This window comes from Krasilnikovia sp. MM14-A1259 (genome assembly GCF_047159535.1).
Lineage (GTDB): Bacteria > Actinomycetota > Actinomycetes > Mycobacteriales > Micromonosporaceae > Actinoplanes.
The window spans coordinates 1,204,879-1,222,929 of sequence record NZ_BAAGAJ010000002.1 but is presented as its reverse complement, the minus strand read 5'-3'; the positions used below and the strand labels follow the sequence as shown (position 1 = coordinate 1,222,929).

Annotated in this window: 15 protein-coding genes; 10 read left to right on the top strand and 5 right to left on the bottom strand. The window is 71.5% G+C overall.

The features are described from left to right. Positions 1 to 29 precede the first annotated feature (29 nt). From ACMCNK_RS05175 to ACMCNK_RS05165, 3 genes are all read right to left on the bottom strand, one after another. Positions 30 to 320 (bottom strand): hypothetical protein, encoded by a 291-nt coding sequence (locus ACMCNK_RS05175; RefSeq protein ID WP_412735246.1) that lies wholly within the window; start codon positions 318 to 320, stop codon positions 30 to 32. Between the two features lie 88 nt (positions 321 to 408). Beyond that, positions 409 to 2,019, bottom strand: a complete 1,611-nt coding sequence (locus ACMCNK_RS05170; RefSeq protein ID WP_412735245.1) for a methyl-accepting chemotaxis protein — start codon at positions 2,017 to 2,019, stop codon at positions 409 to 411. A 116-nt stretch (positions 2,020 to 2,135) separates the two neighbouring features. After that, a complete protein-coding gene (locus tag ACMCNK_RS05165) occupies positions 2,136 to 2,840 on the bottom strand; it encodes a PilZ domain-containing protein (RefSeq protein ID WP_412735244.1) in 705 nt (234 codons plus the stop codon). 399 nt (positions 2,841 to 3,239) lie between these two features. On the opposite strand from ACMCNK_RS05165, the gene ACMCNK_RS05160 reads away from it, so the two are divergent. The 5 genes from ACMCNK_RS05160 (at position 3,240) to narI (ending at position 11,320) form a co-directional block, all read left to right on the top strand. Continuing rightward, the gene (locus tag ACMCNK_RS05160) at positions 3,240 to 4,487 is read left to right on the top strand and encodes a nitrate/nitrite transporter (RefSeq protein ID WP_412735243.1); all 1,248 of its coding nucleotides are present in this window, start codon (positions 3,240 to 3,242) and stop codon (positions 4,485 to 4,487) included. Positions 4,488 to 4,600: 113 nt separating this feature from the next. Then, the gene (locus ACMCNK_RS05155; RefSeq protein ID WP_412740753.1) at positions 4,601 to 8,263 is read left to right on the top strand and encodes a nitrate reductase subunit alpha; all 3,663 of its coding nucleotides are present in this window, start codon (positions 4,601 to 4,603) and stop codon (positions 8,261 to 8,263) included. Further along, a complete protein-coding gene (gene narH / locus ACMCNK_RS05150; RefSeq protein ID WP_412735242.1) occupies positions 8,263 to 9,939 on the top strand; it encodes a nitrate reductase subunit beta in 1,677 nt (558 codons plus the stop codon). Before ACMCNK_RS05155 ends, narH begins: the two co-directional genes overlap by 1 nt. Next, positions 9,936 to 10,568 (top strand): nitrate reductase molybdenum cofactor assembly chaperone, encoded by a 633-nt coding sequence (gene narJ, locus ACMCNK_RS05145; RefSeq protein WP_412735241.1) that lies wholly within the window; start codon positions 9,936 to 9,938, stop codon positions 10,566 to 10,568. Before narH ends, narJ begins: the two co-directional genes overlap by 4 nt. Next, entirely contained in the window at positions 10,565 to 11,320 is a 756-nt protein-coding gene (gene narI, locus ACMCNK_RS05140; protein ID WP_412735240.1) for a respiratory nitrate reductase subunit gamma, read from the top strand. The genes narJ and narI overlap by 4 nt, the downstream gene beginning before the upstream one ends. Here narI and ACMCNK_RS05135 read toward each other — a convergent pair. Then, entirely contained in the window at positions 11,317 to 11,526 is a 210-nt protein-coding gene (locus ACMCNK_RS05135; RefSeq protein ID WP_412735239.1) for a hypothetical protein, read from the bottom strand. The genes narI and ACMCNK_RS05135 overlap by 4 nt on opposite strands. 165 nt (positions 11,527 to 11,691) lie before the next feature. On the opposite strand from ACMCNK_RS05135, the gene ACMCNK_RS05130 reads away from it, so the two are divergent. From ACMCNK_RS05130 to ACMCNK_RS05115, 4 genes are all read left to right on the top strand, one after another. Further along, positions 11,692 to 12,795, top strand: coding sequence for a methyl-accepting chemotaxis protein (locus tag ACMCNK_RS05130; protein WP_412735238.1), 1,104 nt, complete (start codon positions 11,692 to 11,694; stop codon positions 12,793 to 12,795). A gap of 70 nt (positions 12,796 to 12,865) precedes the next feature. Then, positions 12,866 to 13,390 carry a SigE family RNA polymerase sigma factor gene (locus ACMCNK_RS05125; RefSeq protein WP_412735237.1) on the top strand — a complete coding sequence of 175 codons (525 nt, stop codon included), beginning with the start codon at positions 12,866 to 12,868 and terminating at the stop codon, positions 13,388 to 13,390. Beyond that, positions 13,387 to 14,193 carry a hypothetical protein gene (locus ACMCNK_RS05120; RefSeq protein WP_412735236.1) on the top strand — a complete coding sequence of 269 codons (807 nt, stop codon included), beginning with the start codon at positions 13,387 to 13,389 and terminating at the stop codon, positions 14,191 to 14,193. Before ACMCNK_RS05125 ends, ACMCNK_RS05120 begins: the two co-directional genes overlap by 4 nt. Then, the gene (locus ACMCNK_RS05115; RefSeq protein WP_412735235.1) at positions 14,190 to 15,257 is read left to right on the top strand and encodes an amidoligase family protein; all 1,068 of its coding nucleotides are present in this window, start codon (positions 14,190 to 14,192) and stop codon (positions 15,255 to 15,257) included. Before ACMCNK_RS05120 ends, ACMCNK_RS05115 begins: the two co-directional genes overlap by 4 nt. A gap of 89 nt (positions 15,258 to 15,346) precedes the next feature. On the opposite strand, the gene ACMCNK_RS05110 is transcribed toward ACMCNK_RS05115, so the two are convergent. Beyond that, positions 15,347 to 16,231, bottom strand: a complete 885-nt coding sequence (locus ACMCNK_RS05110; protein ID WP_412735234.1) for a class I SAM-dependent methyltransferase — start codon at positions 16,229 to 16,231, stop codon at positions 15,347 to 15,349. A gap of 205 nt (positions 16,232 to 16,436) precedes the next feature. Here ACMCNK_RS05110 and ACMCNK_RS05105 point away from each other — a divergent pair, with 205 nt between their 5' ends. Further along, positions 16,437 to 18,044, top strand: coding sequence for a cache domain-containing protein (locus tag ACMCNK_RS05105; RefSeq protein WP_412735233.1), 1,608 nt, complete (start codon positions 16,437 to 16,439; stop codon positions 18,042 to 18,044). The last annotated feature ends 7 nt before the right edge of the window (positions 18,045 to 18,051 follow it).

Genomic DNA, 18,051 nt, shown 5'->3' with positions numbered 1-18,051 from the left:
GTGCGCAGCCGGCAGGTGGCTGAAGGCGGTCAGCCGTACGGTTTCAGGGTCACGGCGCTCAGCGCACGCACCGGGCCACCCTGCAACGACAGCAGCCCGCGCTGCAGCAGCGGCGGCAGCCGGGGCAGCAGCCGGACCGCCTGCGGCGTCAGCCGCGCCTGCCGCGCGGTCCGGGGGATCAGCGTCTTCACCATGGCCGGCCCCTTCGCGTGCCCGCGGCGCACCAGCTCACCCATCGCCCGCTCGTACGCCGCGAACGCCGTCTCGTGGTCGCCGCCCGCGGCCCGCAGCTCGCCCGCGAGGACGTACGCACCGACCACCGCGGTGCTGGTGCCGCCGCCGACCGCCGGCCCGGACGAGACGTCTCGATCTCAACGACCGCGGGAGCCGCCGGTCATGCCGGCGGGGTCACACCGTGAATTCGGCGATGGCCGCGTGCAGCGCGGTGCTGGCGGCCGCCAGTTCCGTGGCGGCGCCGGCGGCCTCCTCCACGTCGCGGGCGGTCGCCTCGGTCGTCTCGGCCAGCTCGGCGATGGTGGTCGCGATCTGGTCGCTGCTGTCCGCGGCCGCGGTCAGGCTGTCGTTGATCTGCCGGGTGGCGTGGGCCTGCTCGTCGATGGCCGACGCGACCGTCTCCTGGAAGCCGTCGATGCGGCGGATCACGTCGCTGATGGCGTCGATGGCGTGGATCGCCGAGCCGGTGTCGGTCTGGATGGTGCGGACCTTGTCGGTGATGTCGCCGGTGGCGCGGGCCGTCTCCTGGGCCAGGTCCTTGACCTCCCCGGCGACCACGGCGAAGCCCTTGCCCTGGTCGCCGGCGCGGGCGGCCTCGATGGTGGCGTTGAGGGCCAGCAGGTTCGTCTGGGCGGCGATGCCGTCGATCAGCGCGACGATGTTGGTGATCTCGGTGGACGACGTGCCGAGCCGGGTGATCGTGGCCGCGGTGCCGGTGGCGGTGGTGACCGCCTCGCTGGCGATCTGCGCGGCGGCCTCGGCGCTGGTGCCGATCCGGGCGATCGCGTTGCCGACGTCGTTGCTGCCGGCCACGACGGTGCGCAGGCTGGTACGGACGTTGTCGGCGGCGCCGGAGACGTCGGTGGCGCGGCGCTGGGCCTGGTACGCGGAGGCGGCCATGCGTTCGGCCGTTCCGGACAGGCGCCCGGAGAGCTCGGCCACGGCTCCGGCGCCGGTCAGCACCTGGTTCATCGCGTTCTGCAGGGCCTGGCTGCTGGTGTCCACGGCCGCCCCGAGCGTGCCCAGCTCGTCGTGCCGGCGTACCCCGGAGCGGGCGGTCAGGTCGCCCTCGGCGAGCCGGCCGAGCGTGCCGGTGACCGTACGCAGTGGACGCACGATGGAACGGGTGACCAGCACCGCCGCGATCACCGCGAGCAGCACGGCGGCCGCGAGCGTGCTGCCCAGGATGACGTTGCCCATCGTGCGGGCGCTGGCCGCCTCGGCGTGCAGCGCGGTGTCGCGGGCCTGGGTGGACTCCTGCAGCCGGTCGGTGATGGCGAGGGTCTGGGTGTACGCGTCGTTGGAGACGCCCTCGTTGATGCTCTTGAGCGCCTCGGCGCGCGACGCCGGCGTGTTCTGCCGCAGGACGGTCATGATCCGGTCGTCGTCGGTGAAGTAGCCGTCCCAGATGCCGCGCAGCTTGGCCACCTCGGCGCGTTCGGCGGCGGTGAACGGTGCCGCCTCGGCCGCCTTGAGCGTGTCGTACAGCGCGGTCTTGGCGTCCAGCTCACTGGCGCGGTTGTAGGACTTCGGGTCCGTGGCGGCGACGCCGCCGATCGTCCCGGCGTCCGCGACGACCAGGCCCTGCCAGCCGGTGACGTCCGCGACCTCGTACAGGAACCGCTGCATCGCCTCGCGGGCAGTGGTCAGCTCGGCGATCCGGTTCTGCACCTGATTCTGGGTGCTCATACCCTGCCAGCCGGCCGCCGCCGTGGCGGACAGCAGGGCGATCAGCAGGGCGAAACAGACGGCCAGCCGATGGCCCACCCGAAGGCGACTGAACATGTTGTGAGCTCCCAGGTCGTACGCGATGTGCGCGACCTATCGGGCCTCGGCGCGGTGACCTTTGCGTTGTGGCAGCGCCGGTCACGTGGTCTTTCTTACTTCTTGCAACCGTTCCGCTACGCAGCGCCCTGCTGGCGGCGGCGCGCCAGCTCCTCGCGCTGCACGTGGAAGACGTGGGCGGCGAGCCGCTCGTGGCACGCCTCCTCGACCTCGGAGAAGTCCATGCGCGCCATGCTGCCCGGATGGTCCTCGATGATCTCGGAGACCGTCCCGGTCAGGGCCAGGACACCGTCCGGGAGCTGAAGTTTGATCTCCACCTTCTGCGGGGCGACAAGCTGGCCGTTCGTCGACTCCAGGACCGCGGCCATGCCGCCGGCGGACAGGTTGATCGTCTGCCCGGTGAGCCAGTCCTCCTGCTCGGGGACGCGCACGAAGACGGGCACGGCGGTGCGCACCCGGATCCACCGGCGGCGCTGCTCGTGCTTCACGTCACCGGCCACGACGACGTTCCAGGCGGTGGCGGTGGTCGACGCGATCGTGATCGCGACGTGGCGCAGGCCGGTCTCGACCGGCCACTGCAGGGTCAGGGTCGCGTCGTCCGCGGGCTTCTCCGCGCCGCCGACGTTGGTGATCACGATGCGGTCTTCGTCGACGATGGCTACCGTGCCCTGGATCGTCGCCGCGTGCGGTTCCTCGGCGGTGGCGACCAGGATGGTGGCATCGGTGCCGCGGCGGCACAGCAGAGAATCGACACTCTCCGGCTCGAGCTCGGACATGTCCTCGTCCAGCCCGCCCTTGCGCTTCAACCAGTCCCAGGCCACGTCCCTGTCTCCTCGCCGTGGTGGGGCGATCCACATCTGTACGGCGGACGCGATGAAGGATCGCAGGCCGCCGCGGTCCGCCGCTTGCCGTTCGGAGCGACCGGACAGTCGCCCCTACGTGCAACGAGATCGGTCCTCGGCTGCGCGGGTTGAGATTTTCACCAGCGCGACTGGGGTGAGACGTCCGCCGCACCGGGGGCCCGCGACATCCATGACGATACGCGCTGACCCGGCGGTACCCGAGGGTCCCGCCCGCAGGGCTGGAGGTCCCGGGATCTTCGGGAACAAAGCCCGTGTCCGGCCGGGTCTGTGCCAGGACACGCTCTGATCGTCCGGAACGTCGTCGCGGCCGCCCCGGACATGTGAGCACGCCGCGAGCGAACGGACGGGACGAGGATCATGAGTACACGGGAGGACCGGGCGGTAGCGCCCGCGGTGGAGCACGACAACGGCGGGCCACGGGCGCTGATGCTCACCCTGGCCACGATCGGCTTCGCGGTGAACTTCTGGGCGTGGGCGCTGATCAGCCCGCTGGCGCCGAAGTTTCAGGCCGCACTGCATCTGAGCTCGTTCCAGCAGGCGCTGCTGGTGGCGGTGCCGGTGGTGGTCGGCTCAGTCGGACGGATCCCGGTCGGCGCGCTCACCGACCGCTTCGGCGGCCGGGTCATGTTCCCGCTGGTATCTCTCGCCACCATCGTGCCGGTGCTGTACCTGGGCCTGTCCGGGCACACCTCGCTGACCGGCCTGCTGGTCGGCGGCTTCTTCCTCGGCATCGGCGGCACCGCGTTCGCGGTCGGCGTGCCGTTCGTCAACGCCTGGTTCCCGCCCGAGCGCCGGGGCCTCGCGGTCGGCATCTTCGGCGCGGGCATGGGCGGCACCGCGATCAGCGCGCTGACCACGGTGAAGCTGGTCAAGGCGTACAGCATCACCACCCCGTTCGTGATCACGGCGATCGTGCTGGCGATCTACGCGGTGGTCGCGGGGCTGCTGCTGCGCGACGCCCCCGGCCGGGTCGTGCCGTCGGCACCGCTGATGCGGCGGCTCGGTTCCGCGGTGAAGCTGCGCATCACCTGGCAGGCCTCGATCCTGTACGCGGTCGCGTTCGGCGGCTACGTGGCGTTCTCGGTGTACCTGCCCGCGTACCTGAAGACCGGGTACGGCCTGGCGCAGGCCGACGCGGCGAACCGGATGGCCGGGTTCGTCCTGCTGGCCGTGGTGATGCGGCCGGTCGGCGGCTGGCTGTCGGACCGAATCAGCGCGACCCGGGTGCTGGCGGTCGCGCTGGGCGTGGTCGCGGCCGGTGCCTGCGTGCAGGCGTTCACCCCGAGCCTGTCCCCACTGGGCACGATCGCGTTCCTGTCCATGGCGGCGGCTCTCGGTGCGGGCAGCGGGGCCACGTTCGCGCTGGTCGCCCAGCGTGCCCCGGCCAACCAGGTCGGCTCGGTCACCGGTGTGGTCGGCGCCGCGGGCGGTCTGGGCGGCTTCGTCCCGCCGCTGATCATGGGCGCCATCTACGGCGAGTACGGCGACTACGCCCTGGGCCTGGTCCTGCTCGCGGTCGTGGCGCTGGGCGCGCTGCTGCTGACGGTCACCGCGGTGGCGCACCCGACCCGGTCCGGCCGGGCGACCACCCGGGTTGCGCACTGACAGGTGTTTTCGGGGTCCACCTTCCTGTTCGGGGCTAATGTGAGGTTCGCAGCGGCCCCTCAAGGAAGGTGGACCCTTTGGCGACCCCACCGGACGCGCCCGCCAAGGCGGCGCTGGACGACCCGCTGACCGATGCGCTCGTGGCGACCCGCCGCTTCTTCACCCGCGGTCAGGTGTCACCGGACCGGCGCGCCCTGTACCAGGTCGGCGGGCGGCAGGCGGACACGTTCTACCGGGACCGCTGGTCACACGACAAGGTGGTGCGCTCCACCCACGGCGTCAACTGCACCGGCTCCTGCTCGTGGAAGGTGTACGTCAAGGACGGCATCATCACCTGGGAGGCCCAGCAGACCGACTACCCGAGCGTCGGGCCGGACCGCCCCGAGTACGAGCCGCGCGGATGCCCCCGCGGCGCCGCGTTCTCCTGGTACACGTACTCGCCGACCCGGGTCCGCTACCCGTACGTGCGAGGGACGCTGCTGGAGATGTTCCGCGCCGCGAAGGCCGCGAACGGCGGTGACCCGGTCGCCGCGTGGCGGGAGATCGTCTCCGACCCGGAGCGGGCCCGCGCGTACAAGTCCGTCCGCGGCAAGGGCGGCCTGGTCCGTGCCACGTGGGCCGAGGCCACGGAGCTGATCGCGGCGGCGCATGTGCACACGATCGCCGCGTACGGTCCGGACCGGCTGGCCGGGTTCTCCCCGATCCCGGCCATGTCGATGGTGTCGCACGCGGCCGGGGCCCGGTTCTACAACCTCGTCGGCGGGGCGATGCTGTCGTTCTACGACTGGTACGCCGACCTGCCCGTGGCGTCGCCGCAGGTGTTCGGCGACCAGACCGACGTGCCGGAGTCCGGCGACTGGTGGGACGCCGGCTACCTGATCATGTGGGGTTCGAACCTGCCGGTGACCCGCACCCCGGACGCGCACTGGATGGCCGAGGCCCGCTACCGCGGCCAGAAGGTGATCGCGGTCGCCCCGGACTACGCGGACAACGTCAAGTTCGCCGACGAGTGGCTGGCGGCCCAGCCGGGCACGGACGGTGCCCTCGCGATGGCCATGGGCCACGTCGTGCTCAAGGAGTTCTTCGTCGACCGGCAGGTCGACTACTTCACCGAGTACGTCACCCACTTCACCGACCTGCCGTTCCTGGTGACGCTCGACGAGTCCGGCGACGGCCACCGGCCGGGCAAGATGCTCACGGCCGCCGACCTCGACGAGCACGCCGGTGCGGAGCATGCCGCGTTCAAGACGGTCCTTTTGGACGCGGACGGCAACCCGGCCGTGGTCAACGGCTCGCTCGGCTTCCGGTACGGCGACGCCGGCAAGGGCCGCTGGAACCTCGACCTGCAGGGCGTACGCCCGCTGCTGAGCGCGCTGGGCGGCGGCGAACCCGCGGTCGAGGTGCTGCTGCCGCGCTTCGACACCGGCGCGAGCGGGTCGGTGCGCCGCGGCGTACCGGTCCGCCGGGTGGCGGGACGGCTGGTCACGACGGTCTTCGACCTGCTGCTCGCCCAGTACGGGGTGCGCCGGGGCGACCTGCCGGGGCAGTGGCCGTCCGGGTACGACGACGCGGATCAGCCGTACACGCCGGCCTGGCAGGAGGCGATCACGGGGGTGCCGGGGCCGGTGGCGGCGCGCATCGCGCGGGAGTTCGCGGCCAACGCCGAGGAGTCCCGCGGCCGCTCCATGATCATCATGGGGGCGGGGACGAACCACTGGTTCCATTCCGACACCATCTACCGCGCGTTCCTGGCCCTGACCACGCTGACCGGCTGCCAGGGCGTCAACGGCGGCGGCTGGGCGCACTACGTGGGCCAGGAGAAGGTCCGCCCGATCACCGGCTACAGCGTGCTCGGCACCGCCGCGGACTGGTCCCGCCCGGGCCGCCAGATGATCCAGACCGCCTACTGGTACCTGCACACCGACCAGTTCCGGTACGACCCGTTCTCCGCTGCCACGCTCGCCACCGGGCAGGCGGGCGGCGCGTTCGAGGGAATGGCCACGGCCGACCTGATCGCCGCGTCCGCGCGGATGGGCTGGATGCCGTCGTACCCGACGTTCGACCGCAACCCCCTCGATCTGGCCGACGAGGCTAAGGCCGCGGGGGTGCCGGTCGGCGAGCACATCGTCGGGCAGCTCAAGGCCGGGACGCTGCGGTTCGCGTGCGAGGACCCGGACGCACCGGAGAACTTCCCCCGCGTGCTGACGGTGTGGCGGGCCAACCTGCTCGGCTCGTCCGCGAAGGGCAACGAGTACTTCCTGCGCCACCTGCTCGGCACCGACCACGCCGTACGGGCGCAGGAGGCACCCCCCGAGGCCCGGCCCCGCGATGTGCGCTGGCGCGACGAGGCACCCACGGGCAAACTCGACCTGCTGGTGTCGCTGGACTTCCGGATGACCTCCACCACGGTCTACTCCGACGTGGTGCTGCCCGCCGCCACCTGGTACGAGAAGCACGACCTGAACACCACGGACATGCATCCGTACGTGCACTCGTTCAACCCGGCCATCGCCCCGCCGTGGCAGACCCGCACGGACTGGGACGCGTTCATGGCGATCGCGGAGGCGTTCTCCGGGCTCGCCGCCACCCATCTGGGCACCCGTACCGATGTGGTGGCGGCGCCGCTGCTGCACGACACCCCGGACGAGCTGGCCAACCCGCACGGCCGGGTCCGGGACTGGAAGGCCGGCCAGACCGAGCCGGTGCCCGGGGTGAGCATGCCGAAACTCGTTCCGGTGGAACGCGACTACGGCGCGGTCGCGCAGAAGATGGCCGCCCTGGGCCCGCTGCTGGACACGCTGGGCGCCACCACCAAGGGCGTGACGTTCGAGGTCGCCCGCGAGGTCGACTACCTGCGGCACAAGAACGGCACCGTGCGCGGCGGCGTCGCCGACGGCCGCCCGTCCATCGCCCGCGACGTGCAGGCGTGCGAGGCGATCCTCGCGCTGTCCGGCACCACCAACGGGCACCTGGCCACGCAGGGCTTCCGTACGCTGGAAGGCCGCACCGGTGTGGAGCTGGCCGACCTGGCCGCCGAGCACGAGGGCAAGCAGATCACGTTCGCCGACACCCAGTCGCGGCCCACCCCGGTGATCACCTCCCCGGAGTGGTCCGGGTCGGAGTCCGGCGGGCGGCGGTACTCGCCGTTCGTCATCAACGTCGAACGGCTCAAACCGTGGCACACGCTGACCGGGCGGCAGACCTTCTATCTCGACCACGACTGGATGGCCGAGCTGGGGGAGTGGCTGCCGGTCTACCGGCCCCCGCTGAACATGAACGCGCTGTTCGGTGAGCCGTCGATCGGCGACACCGGCGAGCTGGGCGTCACGGTGCGTTACCTGACGCCGCACAACAAGTGGTCCATCCACTCCGAATACCAGGACAACCTGTTCATGCTGTCGCTCTCGCGCGGCGGCCAGAGCATCTGGATGTCCAAAGAGGACGCCAGGAAGGTCGGGGTGGCGGACAACGACTGGGTGGAGGCGGTCAACCGCAACGGCGTCGTCGTGGCCCGCGCGATCGTCTCGCACCGCATGCCCGAGGGCACGGTGTACATGCACCACGCCCAGGACCGGCTCATCGACGTGCCCCGCACCGAGACCAACGGCCGCCGCGGCGGCATCCACAACTCCCTGACCCGGCTGCTGATCAAACCCACCCACCTGGTCGGCGGGTACGCCCAGCTCTCGTTCGCGTTCAACTACCTCGGACCGACCGGCAACCAGCGCGACGAGGTCACCGTGATCCGTCGCCGCGCGCAGGAGGTGCAGTACTGATGCGGGTGATGGCCCAGATGGCGATGGTGATGAACCTCGACAAGTGCATCGGCTGTCACACCTGCTCGGTCACCTGCAAACAGGCGTGGACCAACCGCACCGGCGTCGAGTACGTCTGGTTCAACAATGTGGAGACCCGCCCCGGGCAGGGCTACCCGCGCCGCTACGAGGACCAGCAAACGTGGCGCGGCGGCTGGAAACTGAACCGCCGCGGCCGGCTGGCCCTGAAGGACGGCGGCAGGTTCCGCAAGCTGTTCACCATCTTCGCCAACCCGAAACTGCCCGCGATCGGCGACTACTACGAGCCCTGGACGTACGACTACGAGACGCTGACCAACGCCCCGCTGCAGGAGCACACCCCGGTGGCCCGCCCCAAGTCGCTGATCTCCGGCAAGGACATGAAGATCTCCTGGTCGGCGAACTGGGACGACGACCTCGGCGGCGCACCGGACCACGGTGACAAGGACGTACTGCTGGCCGGGATCGCCGACAAGGTCAGGTTCGAGTTCCGGCAGACGTTCATGTTCTACCTGCCGCGCATCTGCGAGCACTGCCTCAACCCGTCCTGCGCCGCGTCGTGCCCGTCCGGGGCGATCTACAAGCGGGCCGAGGACGGCATCGTCCTGGTGGATCAGGACCGGTGCCGCGGCTGGCGGATGTGCGTCACCGGCTGCCCGTACAAGAAGGTGTACTTCAACCACCGCACCGGCAAGGCCGAGAAGTGCACGTTCTGCTTCCCGCGCGTCGAGGTCGGCATCCCCACGGTCTGCTCCGAGACCTGCGTCGGACGCCTGCGCTACATCGGGCTGATGCTGTACGACGCGGACCGGGTGCTCGCCGCCGCGTCCACCCCCGACGAACACGGCCTGTACGAGGCACAGCGCGAGGTCTTCCTGGACCCGCACGACCCGGCCGTGATCGCCGAGGCGGACCGCGCCGGCATCCCTCGCGACTGGATCGACGCCGCGCAACGTTCCCCGGTGTACGCCCTGATCAACACGTACCGGGTGGCCCTGCCGCTGCATCCGGAGTACCGCACGATGCCGATGGTCTGGTACATCCCGCCGCTGTCCCCGGTCGTGGACGCGGTGCGCGACACCGGCTACGACGCCGAGGACCGCGGCAACCTGTTCGCCGCGATCGAGGCGCTGCGCATCCCGGTGGACTACCTGGCCCAGTTGTTCACCGCGGGCGATCCGGCCCCGGTCGACGCGGTGCTGCGGCGCCTGGCCGCGATGCGCTCGTACCTGCGCGACATCAACCTCGGCCGTGACGCGGACGAGTCCATCCCGGCCGCCGTCGGCATGACCGGTCAGCGCATGTACGACATGTACCGCCTGCTCGCGCTCGCCAAGTACGACGAGCGGTACGTCATCCCGCCCGCGCACGCCGAGCAGGCACACCAGCTGGAGGAACTGGCCACCGGATGCAGCCTCGACTACGAGGGCGGGCCCGGCATGGGCGGCTCCGGCCCGTTCGGGGAGTCGTCCGGTGGCGCCGCGCCGATCGCCGTGGAGAACTTCCACATGCTGCGGGAACGCCAGACCGGCGAAACGATCGTCGACCCGGGCGACAAGGCGCGCCGGGTCAACCTGCTCAACTGGGACGGCAAGGGCCGCCCCGAAGGGCTGTTCCCGCCCCGCCGCGACGAATCCGGACCGGAGCAGGGGTCATGAACGCGGACGTGCTCGCGCGGGCCTGGCAGGCCCAGTCGCTGCTGCTCGGCTACCCCGACGACCAGCTGTACGCCCGCCTAGGGCTGCTCGGCCGGGTTGCCGACTCCCTGCCGGGTCCGGTGGGGCAGCCGCTGCGCGGCTTCCTCGCCCATCTCGGGTGCACCGATGCCGGCCGGGCCGCCGCCGACTACGTCGCCACGTTCGACCACCGTAAGCGGTGCTGCCTGTTCCTGACGTACTACGCCCACGGTGACACCCGCAAGCGGGGGATGGCGCTGCTGCGCCTCAAACAGACGTACGCGGCCGCCGGGTTGCACCTGGTCGACGACGAACTGCCCGACCACCTGGCGGTGGTGCTGGAGTACGCCGCCACCGCCCCCGAACCCGGACACCAGCTGCTGACCGAGCACCGCGCCGGCCTGGAGTTGCTGCGCCTGGCCCTGCACGACGCTCGCTCACCGTGGGCGGACGTGCTCGACTCGGTGTCCGCGACGCTGCCGGCGCTGGGCGGCGACATCCACGCCGCGGTCGCCCGCCTGGCCGCCGAAGGCCCACCGGAGGAACAGGTCGGCCTGGCGCCGTTCCCCACACCGGAGTTCCTGCCCGAGCCGCAGGGGGCACATCGATGACGCTCGCCGCCGGATCCGATCCGAACAGCACCCTGAACGTGCTGCTGTGGGTGGTCGTCCCGTACGTGGCCATCACGATCTTCATCGCCGGGCACGTGTGGCGCTACCGGTACGACAAGTTCGGCTGGACCACCCGCTCGTCACAGCTCTACGAGCGGCGGCTGCTGCGGATCGGCAGCCCGCTGTTCCACTTCGGCATCCTGCTGGTCGCGCTCGGCCACATCGGCGGACTGCTCATCCCCGAGTCGTGGACCGACGCGGCCGGGGTGAGCGAGACCGCCTACCACGCGGTCGCGGTGGGACTCGGCACGGTGGCGGGGTTCTGCACGCTCGCCGGCGCCGCCATCCTCGTCTACCGCCGCCGTACGGTCGGGCCGGTCTTCTCCGCCACCACCCGCAACGACAAGGTCATGTACTTCCTGCTGGTGGGCGCGATCGTGCTGGGACTGGGCACCACCGTGATCGGCAACCTCACCGGCCACCCGCACGACTACCGCCTGACGGTCGCGCCGTGGTTCCGGTCGATCTTCGCGTTGCACCCCGACACCAGCCTGATCCTGCAGGCGCCGATCGGCTTCCGGGTGCACGCCCTGTTCGCGTGGGCGCTGTTCGCGTTCTGGCCGTTCAGCCGGCTCGTGCACGTGTTCTCCGCGCCGCTGGGCTACCTCACCCGCCCGTACATCGTCTACCGCAGCCGCGACGCCCAGCTGGGCAACCGCCCCAGCCGCCGCGGCTGGGAAAGAGTTCCCTAGCCGGTCTGGCGCAGGTAGGCGCGCAGCTCCGCGTGTTTGAAGTAGTAGGCGGATTTGAAATAGTAGGCGGAGCCGACCTGGTGCAGCAGTCCCAACCGGCTCGCGTCGGCGAGGAAGCGGACGAGCCGGAACGGCAGCAGACGCCTGGCGGTGGAGGTCAGCCACGCGCTGACGAACAGCGGCAGCAACCACAAGGATCTCTTCACCGGGGCACAGTGGGGTGCCCGGTACGTGCCTTCAAGACCCCAGAGGGCTGATTGCGCCCGGCTGTCGGGTTCCGGGCGTCCCGGAACGGGCCGACGGCGAGAACGTGGTGAGAAATACTGGTCCCGGCCCCGGATCGGTCGATGGTTTCCCCGTCTGATCAGGAGATGGGGGAAGCGGTAATGGCGCGGTTCGGGTCCAAGAGCAAGGGCGATTCGGTGCATCCGCTGGTGGGGTCCGCCGACGCGTTGCGCGCCGTGCTTGCGGCCACCCCGGTCGTCACGATCGTCGTGGACGACAACGCTGAGATCGTCTGGCGTAACGATGCCGGCATCGCCATCGTGGATCGGGTGATCGCGGAGCGGGGACCGGCCGCGCTGCAGCGTCTCCGCGACATGCTGAAGGACATCATCGCCAACCAGCCCGAGTTCCCGTACACCCTGGCCGACCGCGTCGAGGGCGGTGAGACCGACGTGTACGCCGAGACGATCGTCAACAAGATCCCCACCGGTGGGTACGTCGTGACCTGGGCGGACGTGACCGCACGGGAAACCACCGCGGTGGTCACCGCCGGGCTGGCCGCCGACCTCGACGGTGCCGTGCACTCGCTCAACAGCCTCGGTGACGAACTGGCCAACGCCTCCAGCGGCACGGCCGATCAGGCCCAGCTGATCTCGCAGGGTTCCGCCGAGATGACCGAGAGCATCCGGGAGATCTCCACCCGGGTCAGCGCCGCGGCCGCCGACACCGGCGCGGCCGTGGAGTCGGCCCGCACCGCGGCCGAGACGATGGTCCGGCTCCAGGAGTCCAGCCGCCAGATCAGTGACGTCACCAACCTGATCACCTCGATCGCCGACCAGACCAAGCTGCTGGCGCTCAACGCGACCATCGAGGCGGCCCGGGCCGGGGAGCGCGGCAAGGGCTTCGCCGTCGTCGCTGGCGAGGTCAAGGACCTCGCCGCGCGTACCGCCGAGGCGACCCAGCAGATCATCGCGATGGCCGACGCCATCCAGGGCGAGAGTTCGCAGGTCGACGGCGCGATCGCCGGCATCGTCGAGTTGATCGACCGGGTGGCCGAGCAGCAGACGATGATCGCGGGAGCCGTGGAGGAGCAGACCGCGACCACCGCGCAGATGTCCGGCGGCGTGCGCTCGGTCGCGGAGTCGGTCCAGGCGTCCGCGCAGGCGGCGGAGACCGTCCGGGCGGCGGCGGCCGCGATCAGCGGTCAGGTGGAACGACTCAACCAGCTCGTCACGGACCGGGCGAACTGACCTCTCCCAGCGGCCGCCGGGAAAATTTTCGGCTCCCGGGTGCACACCCGGCGGCCCCGCGTACGTCTTCATGGGTGTGACCTTCGAGCAGTTCGCCGTAGCCCGGATACCGAGCCTGTTGCGCTATGCGATCGTCCTGACCGGCGACCGCGACCTCGCCCAGGACATCGTGCAGGAGGTGCTGGCCCGGGCGCACGTCAAGTGGCGGCGGATCACCGGCGCCGACTCGCCCGAGGCGTACGTACGCCGGATGGTGCTCAACGAGTACCTGTCCTGGCGGCGGAGCTGGGCGGCGCGCAACGTGCACGCCGTCGGTGAACGGCTGGCGGAGCTGGACGACGCCCGCGGCGCGGCACCCGACCACGCCCAGGGCGTCGTGGACGCCGACGCGTTGTGGCACCGGCTGGCCACGCTCGGGCGTAAACAGCGTGCGGTGCTCGTGCTGCGCTACTACGAGCACCTGGACGACGACGCTATCGCCGAACTGCTCGGCTGCTCACCGGCCACGGTGCGCAGCCACGCCTCGAGGGCACTGAAGAACCTCCGGCTGTCGTCGGAGCGACCCCACATGATGCACGCCCAGGAGGCGTCGTGACCCACCATGAAGAGCAGCTGCGCGAGGCGTTCGAAGCCCACGAACACCAGACTCCCGACCCCGGCGCGGTCTACGCCCGGGTGCAGCAACTGTCCCGTACGTACCGTCGGCGGCGGCGCGGGGCGCAGGCCGCGGGCAGCGCGGTGCTGGGCGCCGGCCTGATCGCCGGTGCGATCAACCTGCCCGCGTTCCTGCCGGGCCGCCAGGCCGACGGCGTGAGCATCGTGATGCCGGCCGCCGCGCCGTCCGCGTCGGCGTCCACCCCGCCGTCCCAGGCGGAGCTGCAGAAGGACTGGGACGCCTATTTCGCGGCCGGCTACGACTACGACGACGCGGTCAAGCTGGCCAAGCTGTGGAAGTCGGGCGCCGACATCGGCGCGGTCAAGGCCGAGGCGGGGCGGCGCATCCTGGCCGGGGAGACCCTGCCGTTCAAGCCGACGCCCGGCAACACCCCGATCCCCAGCACGGAGCAGAAGCAGCTCGACGCTTTCTTCGGCGCCGGCTACGGGTACGACGACGCCGTCAAGCTGGCCAAGTTGTGGCATCTGCCCGATCCGTACCACGCCAAGGTGGCCGCGGGTAAGCGGGTCCTGGCCGGGCAGACCCTGCCGATCAAGCCGGACCCGAAGCAGGCGGAAGAGGCCCAGGTGGCCAAGCAGTACGACGCGTACTTCGCGGCCGGCTACGACTACAACGACGCGGTGCGGCTCGCCAAGCTGTGGCACCTGCCCAGCCCGGCGGACGCGAAGGCCGCGGCCGGCAAGAAGCTGCTGGCGGGCGAGAAGCTGCCGATCGCCCCGTGACCGTACGGCTGCACCGGCGAACCGGATTCGAGATCGAGCTGCTGGCCCCGCCCGGCCGCAGCCGGCGCACCCTCGCGCGGGAGCTGGCCGGCCGGTGCGGCGGCTCGGTACGCCCGGTGTGGCACCACGACAGTGAACCGTCCCTGGTCCCCGGCCTGGGACGGTTCCTGCACCTGACCCAGGGCTTCGAGGTGCGCACCGGCGACGGCACGCCGCTGTGCACCCTGGTGGACGACGTCACCCTGCTCGCCGACCTGGATCCGCGGGCCGCTGCCCGGCCGGGCTGGTTCCGGATCCTCAGCGACGACCCGCGGCTGACCCGGCTGATCGCGGCGCACAGCGACCCGGGCGGCACGCTGGAGAGCATCCTGGAGCCGGCGGCGCGGCTGTGGGGCACCTCGGTGCAGTGCCACGGCGACGTGTACCGGCTCGACGACCCGGGCGGCGTGACGATCGCACTGGCCGCCCCGCTGGGCGGCGAGCGGGAACGCCCGTGCGAGATCGTGACGCCGCCACTGACCGCTGATCACCGCGCGGCGCTGGAACGGCTGCTGGGCCCGGCCCGGGAACTCGGCTTCACCGTCCCCCGCGAGGCGGCGGTCCACCTGCACGTGGACGGTGCACCGTTCCGGTCCGCGCCCGCCGTGGCGAACCTGGTCCGGCTGTTCGCCCACTGGCGGGAGCCGCTGCGTACGCTGCTGGGCACCAACCCGGCCTGCCGCCGCCTCGCCCCGCTGCCGCCGGCCCTGGTGGCCGCGGCCGACGCCGCCGCACCGTACGAGGGCCTGAGCCGGGCGGCCGCCGACGGTGGCCTGACCAAATTCTTCGACGTCAACCTGACCCAGCTGTTCACGGACACCCCGATCCGGGACACGATCGAGGTACGCATCCTGCCCGGCGCGATAGACGCCGACGCGGTGCTCGACCGGGCCGGGATCGTCGAGCTGCTGCTCGAACGCTGCCTCGACCCGGAACCGTTCCCGGCCGCCCCCGCCGATCCCGCCGCCGCGGAATCCGAGCTGCTGGAGCACGCCGCACGGGTCCTCGCCGCACGCCCCGGCTGAGACGCCGGACCTCGCCGCACGGCCGGGCTGAGACGCGGGTCCTCGCCGCACGGCCCGGCTGAGATGCCGGGCCTCGCCCCGGCAACAGCTCAGCCGGCGCCGGGCCGGTCGGCCACCGCGACCCGCCCGGAACGCAGGCTGCGCCGGTGCCGCACCGCGATGGGCAGACGCCGGGCCAGGGTCAGCAGGTCGTCGTCGGTGGCCACCGTCAGGCCCGCGGCCGCCAGCTGGGCTCGGATCGACGCCGGTGTCCACGCCGAGCGACGCGGCTCGCTGCCCAGCGGGTCCGGGCGGCGGGCGGGCCTCGTCAGCACGCGCGCCACCAGGCGGCCGCACCAGGCCACCACGGACGGTGATTGGTAGTTGAGCACCAGCCGGCTGCCCGGTGCGCAACGTCCGGCGATCGCCGCCACCGCGGCCCCGACCTCGGCGCGCGTCAGGTACGGCACGACTCCCTCCCAGATCCACGTCGTGGGCTGCGCCCGGTCGTGCCCGGCCGCCTCCAGTGCGGCGTCGAGGGGTTCGCGGCTGAGGTCGACCGGCACGAACCGGACCGCACGCGCGAGCGGGCGCAGCGCCTGCGACCGGTCCCGCTTGTCCTGCTGCGACGCTGGATGATCCACCTCGTAGACCACCGTGTCCGCCAGCTCGGGCATCCGCCACGCCCGCCCGTCCAGCCCCGCCCCGACGATCACGACCTGCGGGTGCGGCCGGTCACGCACGGCGTCGTCGATGGCGATCGTGCGGGGGACCATCACCTCCGCGATCGCGGTCATCGACTCGTACTCGACCCGGGGTGCCCAGCCCTTCGGGGCCTGCCCGGTGCGGGCCTGCTCCACGGGGACCCGTTCGGCGGGGCGCAGCAGCGCCATCGCGGTCGGGTCCGCGTACCGGCCGGGCGCCATGCGGCCGTGCGCCACCGCGCGTCCCTGGCACACCAGCACCGCCGTACGGCTGGCCTCCCTCGTCGCCATCTCAGCCCCTCCGGTGTACGTCGTGGTAGGCGTCACGGAAACACCCGAACGGAATTGGTCCGCTCGTTTGGCCGGCTACCGATGGGCCACCTCGTCGGCACGCTCCGTGACCCCGAAGGGCGAGGGTGCGCCACCGACTGACCGGTCCGACCCCCCCCCGATCCTGGACCACCCGGCGCGGCCGGGCCCGAAGGAGTCTTTCCCGATGAACGCTGTGACGATGCGCGTGCGCCAGCTGATGAAGCCGGGCGTGACCGCACGCCTGGCCCTCATGATGCTGCTGGCCCTGGTGATCATCGTGGCTGTGGTGATCTCCGCACTCGTCACTACCCGGGCGAACCTGATGTCCGAACGCAAGCTGCAGACCCAGCACGTCGTCGAGCTCGCCGCGGGCGTCGTCGACGGGTACATCGCCAAGGAGACCAGCGGCGAGCTGACCCGGGAGCAGGCCCAGAAGCAGGCGATGGCGGCGCTGCGCACCCTGCGTTACGACACGAGCAACTACGTCTGGATCAACGACATGACCCCGCGGATGGTCATGCACCCGGTCAAGCCCGAGCTCAACGGCCAGGACCTGACCGGCAACGCCGACCCGACCGGCAAGCACCTGTTCGTGGAGATGGTCGACGTGGTCAAGGCGCACGGTTCGGGCGTGGTCGACTACTCCTGGCCCAAGCCGGGCAAGAAGGACCCCCAGCCGAAGGTGTCCTACGTCAAGGGCGTCCCCGCCTGGGGATGGATCATCGGGTCCGGTGTGTACGTGGACGACGTCAACACGGCAGCAGCCGCCCAGGCCCGCACCACCGGCATCGTCGGCGGAATCGGCCTGGTGTTCCTGGTGTTCGCGGCGTGGCGCATCGTGCGCCGCATCTCCTCGGCGATCGGCCGCATCCGGCACACCCTGGAGAAGGTCGCCGCCGGTGACCTCACCGCCCGGATCGACCTCGACGGCACCGACGACCTGGCCCGGATGGCGGCGGCCGTCGACGCCGCGGTCGCCAACAACCGCGCGGCCATCGAGCAACTGCACCAGGCCGCCGAGGCGGTAGCCGCCAACAGCGCCCAGCTCGAGGCCGCCAGCGCCGAGATCAGTACGGTCACGCTGGACACCGCCGAGCAGGCCGCGCGCATGAACGCCACCGCCGAGGGTGTCGCCGCCCAGGTCGGCACGATGGCCAGCGGCGCCGAGGAGATGCACGCCTCGATCGCCGAGATCGCCACCAACGCCTCCGACGCCGCCCGGGTCACCGCGGACGCGGTCGGCGCCGCGAACTCGGCCAGCGCCAGCGTGACCCGCCTCGGCGCCTCCAGCGCCGAGATCAGCGACGTGATCGCACTCATCGACTCGATCGCCCGCCAGACCAACCTGCTCGCGCTCAACGCGACCATCGAGGCGGCCCGCGCCGGTGAGCAGGGCAAGGGCTTCGCCGTCGTCGCCACCGAGGTCAAAACACTCGCGAACGCCACAGCTGAGGCCACCGCCGAGGTCGCCGCGAAGATCAGCGCGATCCAGGAGGACACCGGCTCGGCCGTCGCGGCGATCAGCGGCATCACCTCGGTCATCGGCCAGATCAGCGACTACCAGATCACCATCGCTGCCGCGGTCGAGCAGCAGGAGACCACCACGAACCTGCTGTCCAGCGGCACCGCCACCACCAGCACCCAGGTCCTGGACATGAATGCGGTGATCGGCGGCGTGGCCGGGGCCGCGGGCACCGCGGCCGCGCACGCCCAGCAGGTCAGCGTCGCGGCGGCGGAACTCGCCGACCTCGCCGGTTCGATCCGTACGCTGACCACCCGGTTCACGGTCTGACGGCGGG

Excerpts from the sequence above, each read along its gene's own strand:
- ACMCNK_RS05125 (WP_412735237.1), top strand. The coding sequence starts at position 12,866 with ATGGGTGTGACCTTCGAGCAGTTCGCCGTAGCCCGGATACCGAGCCTG.
- narJ (WP_412735241.1), top strand. The coding sequence starts at position 9,936 with ATGAACGCGGACGTGCTCGCGCGGGCCTGGCAGGCCCAGTCGCTGCTG.
- ACMCNK_RS05105 (WP_412735233.1), top strand. The coding sequence starts at position 16,437 with ATGAACGCTGTGACGATGCGCGTGCGCCAGCTGATGAAGCCGGGCGTG.
- ACMCNK_RS05130 (WP_412735238.1), top strand. The coding sequence starts at position 11,692 with ATGGGGGAAGCGGTAATGGCGCGGTTCGGGTCCAAGAGCAAGGGCGAT.
- ACMCNK_RS05160 (WP_412735243.1), top strand. The coding sequence starts at position 3,240 with ATGAGTACACGGGAGGACCGGGCGGTAGCGCCCGCGGTGGAGCACGAC.
- ACMCNK_RS05110 (WP_412735234.1), bottom strand. The coding sequence starts at position 16,231 with ATGGCGACGAGGGAGGCCAGCCGTACGGCGGTGCTGGTGTGCCAGGGA.
- narH (WP_412735242.1), top strand. The coding sequence starts at position 8,263 with ATGCGGGTGATGGCCCAGATGGCGATGGTGATGAACCTCGACAAGTGC.
- narI (WP_412735240.1), top strand. The coding sequence starts at position 10,565 with ATGACGCTCGCCGCCGGATCCGATCCGAACAGCACCCTGAACGTGCTG.
- ACMCNK_RS05170 (WP_412735245.1), bottom strand. The coding sequence starts at position 2,019 with ATGTTCAGTCGCCTTCGGGTGGGCCATCGGCTGGCCGTCTGTTTCGCC.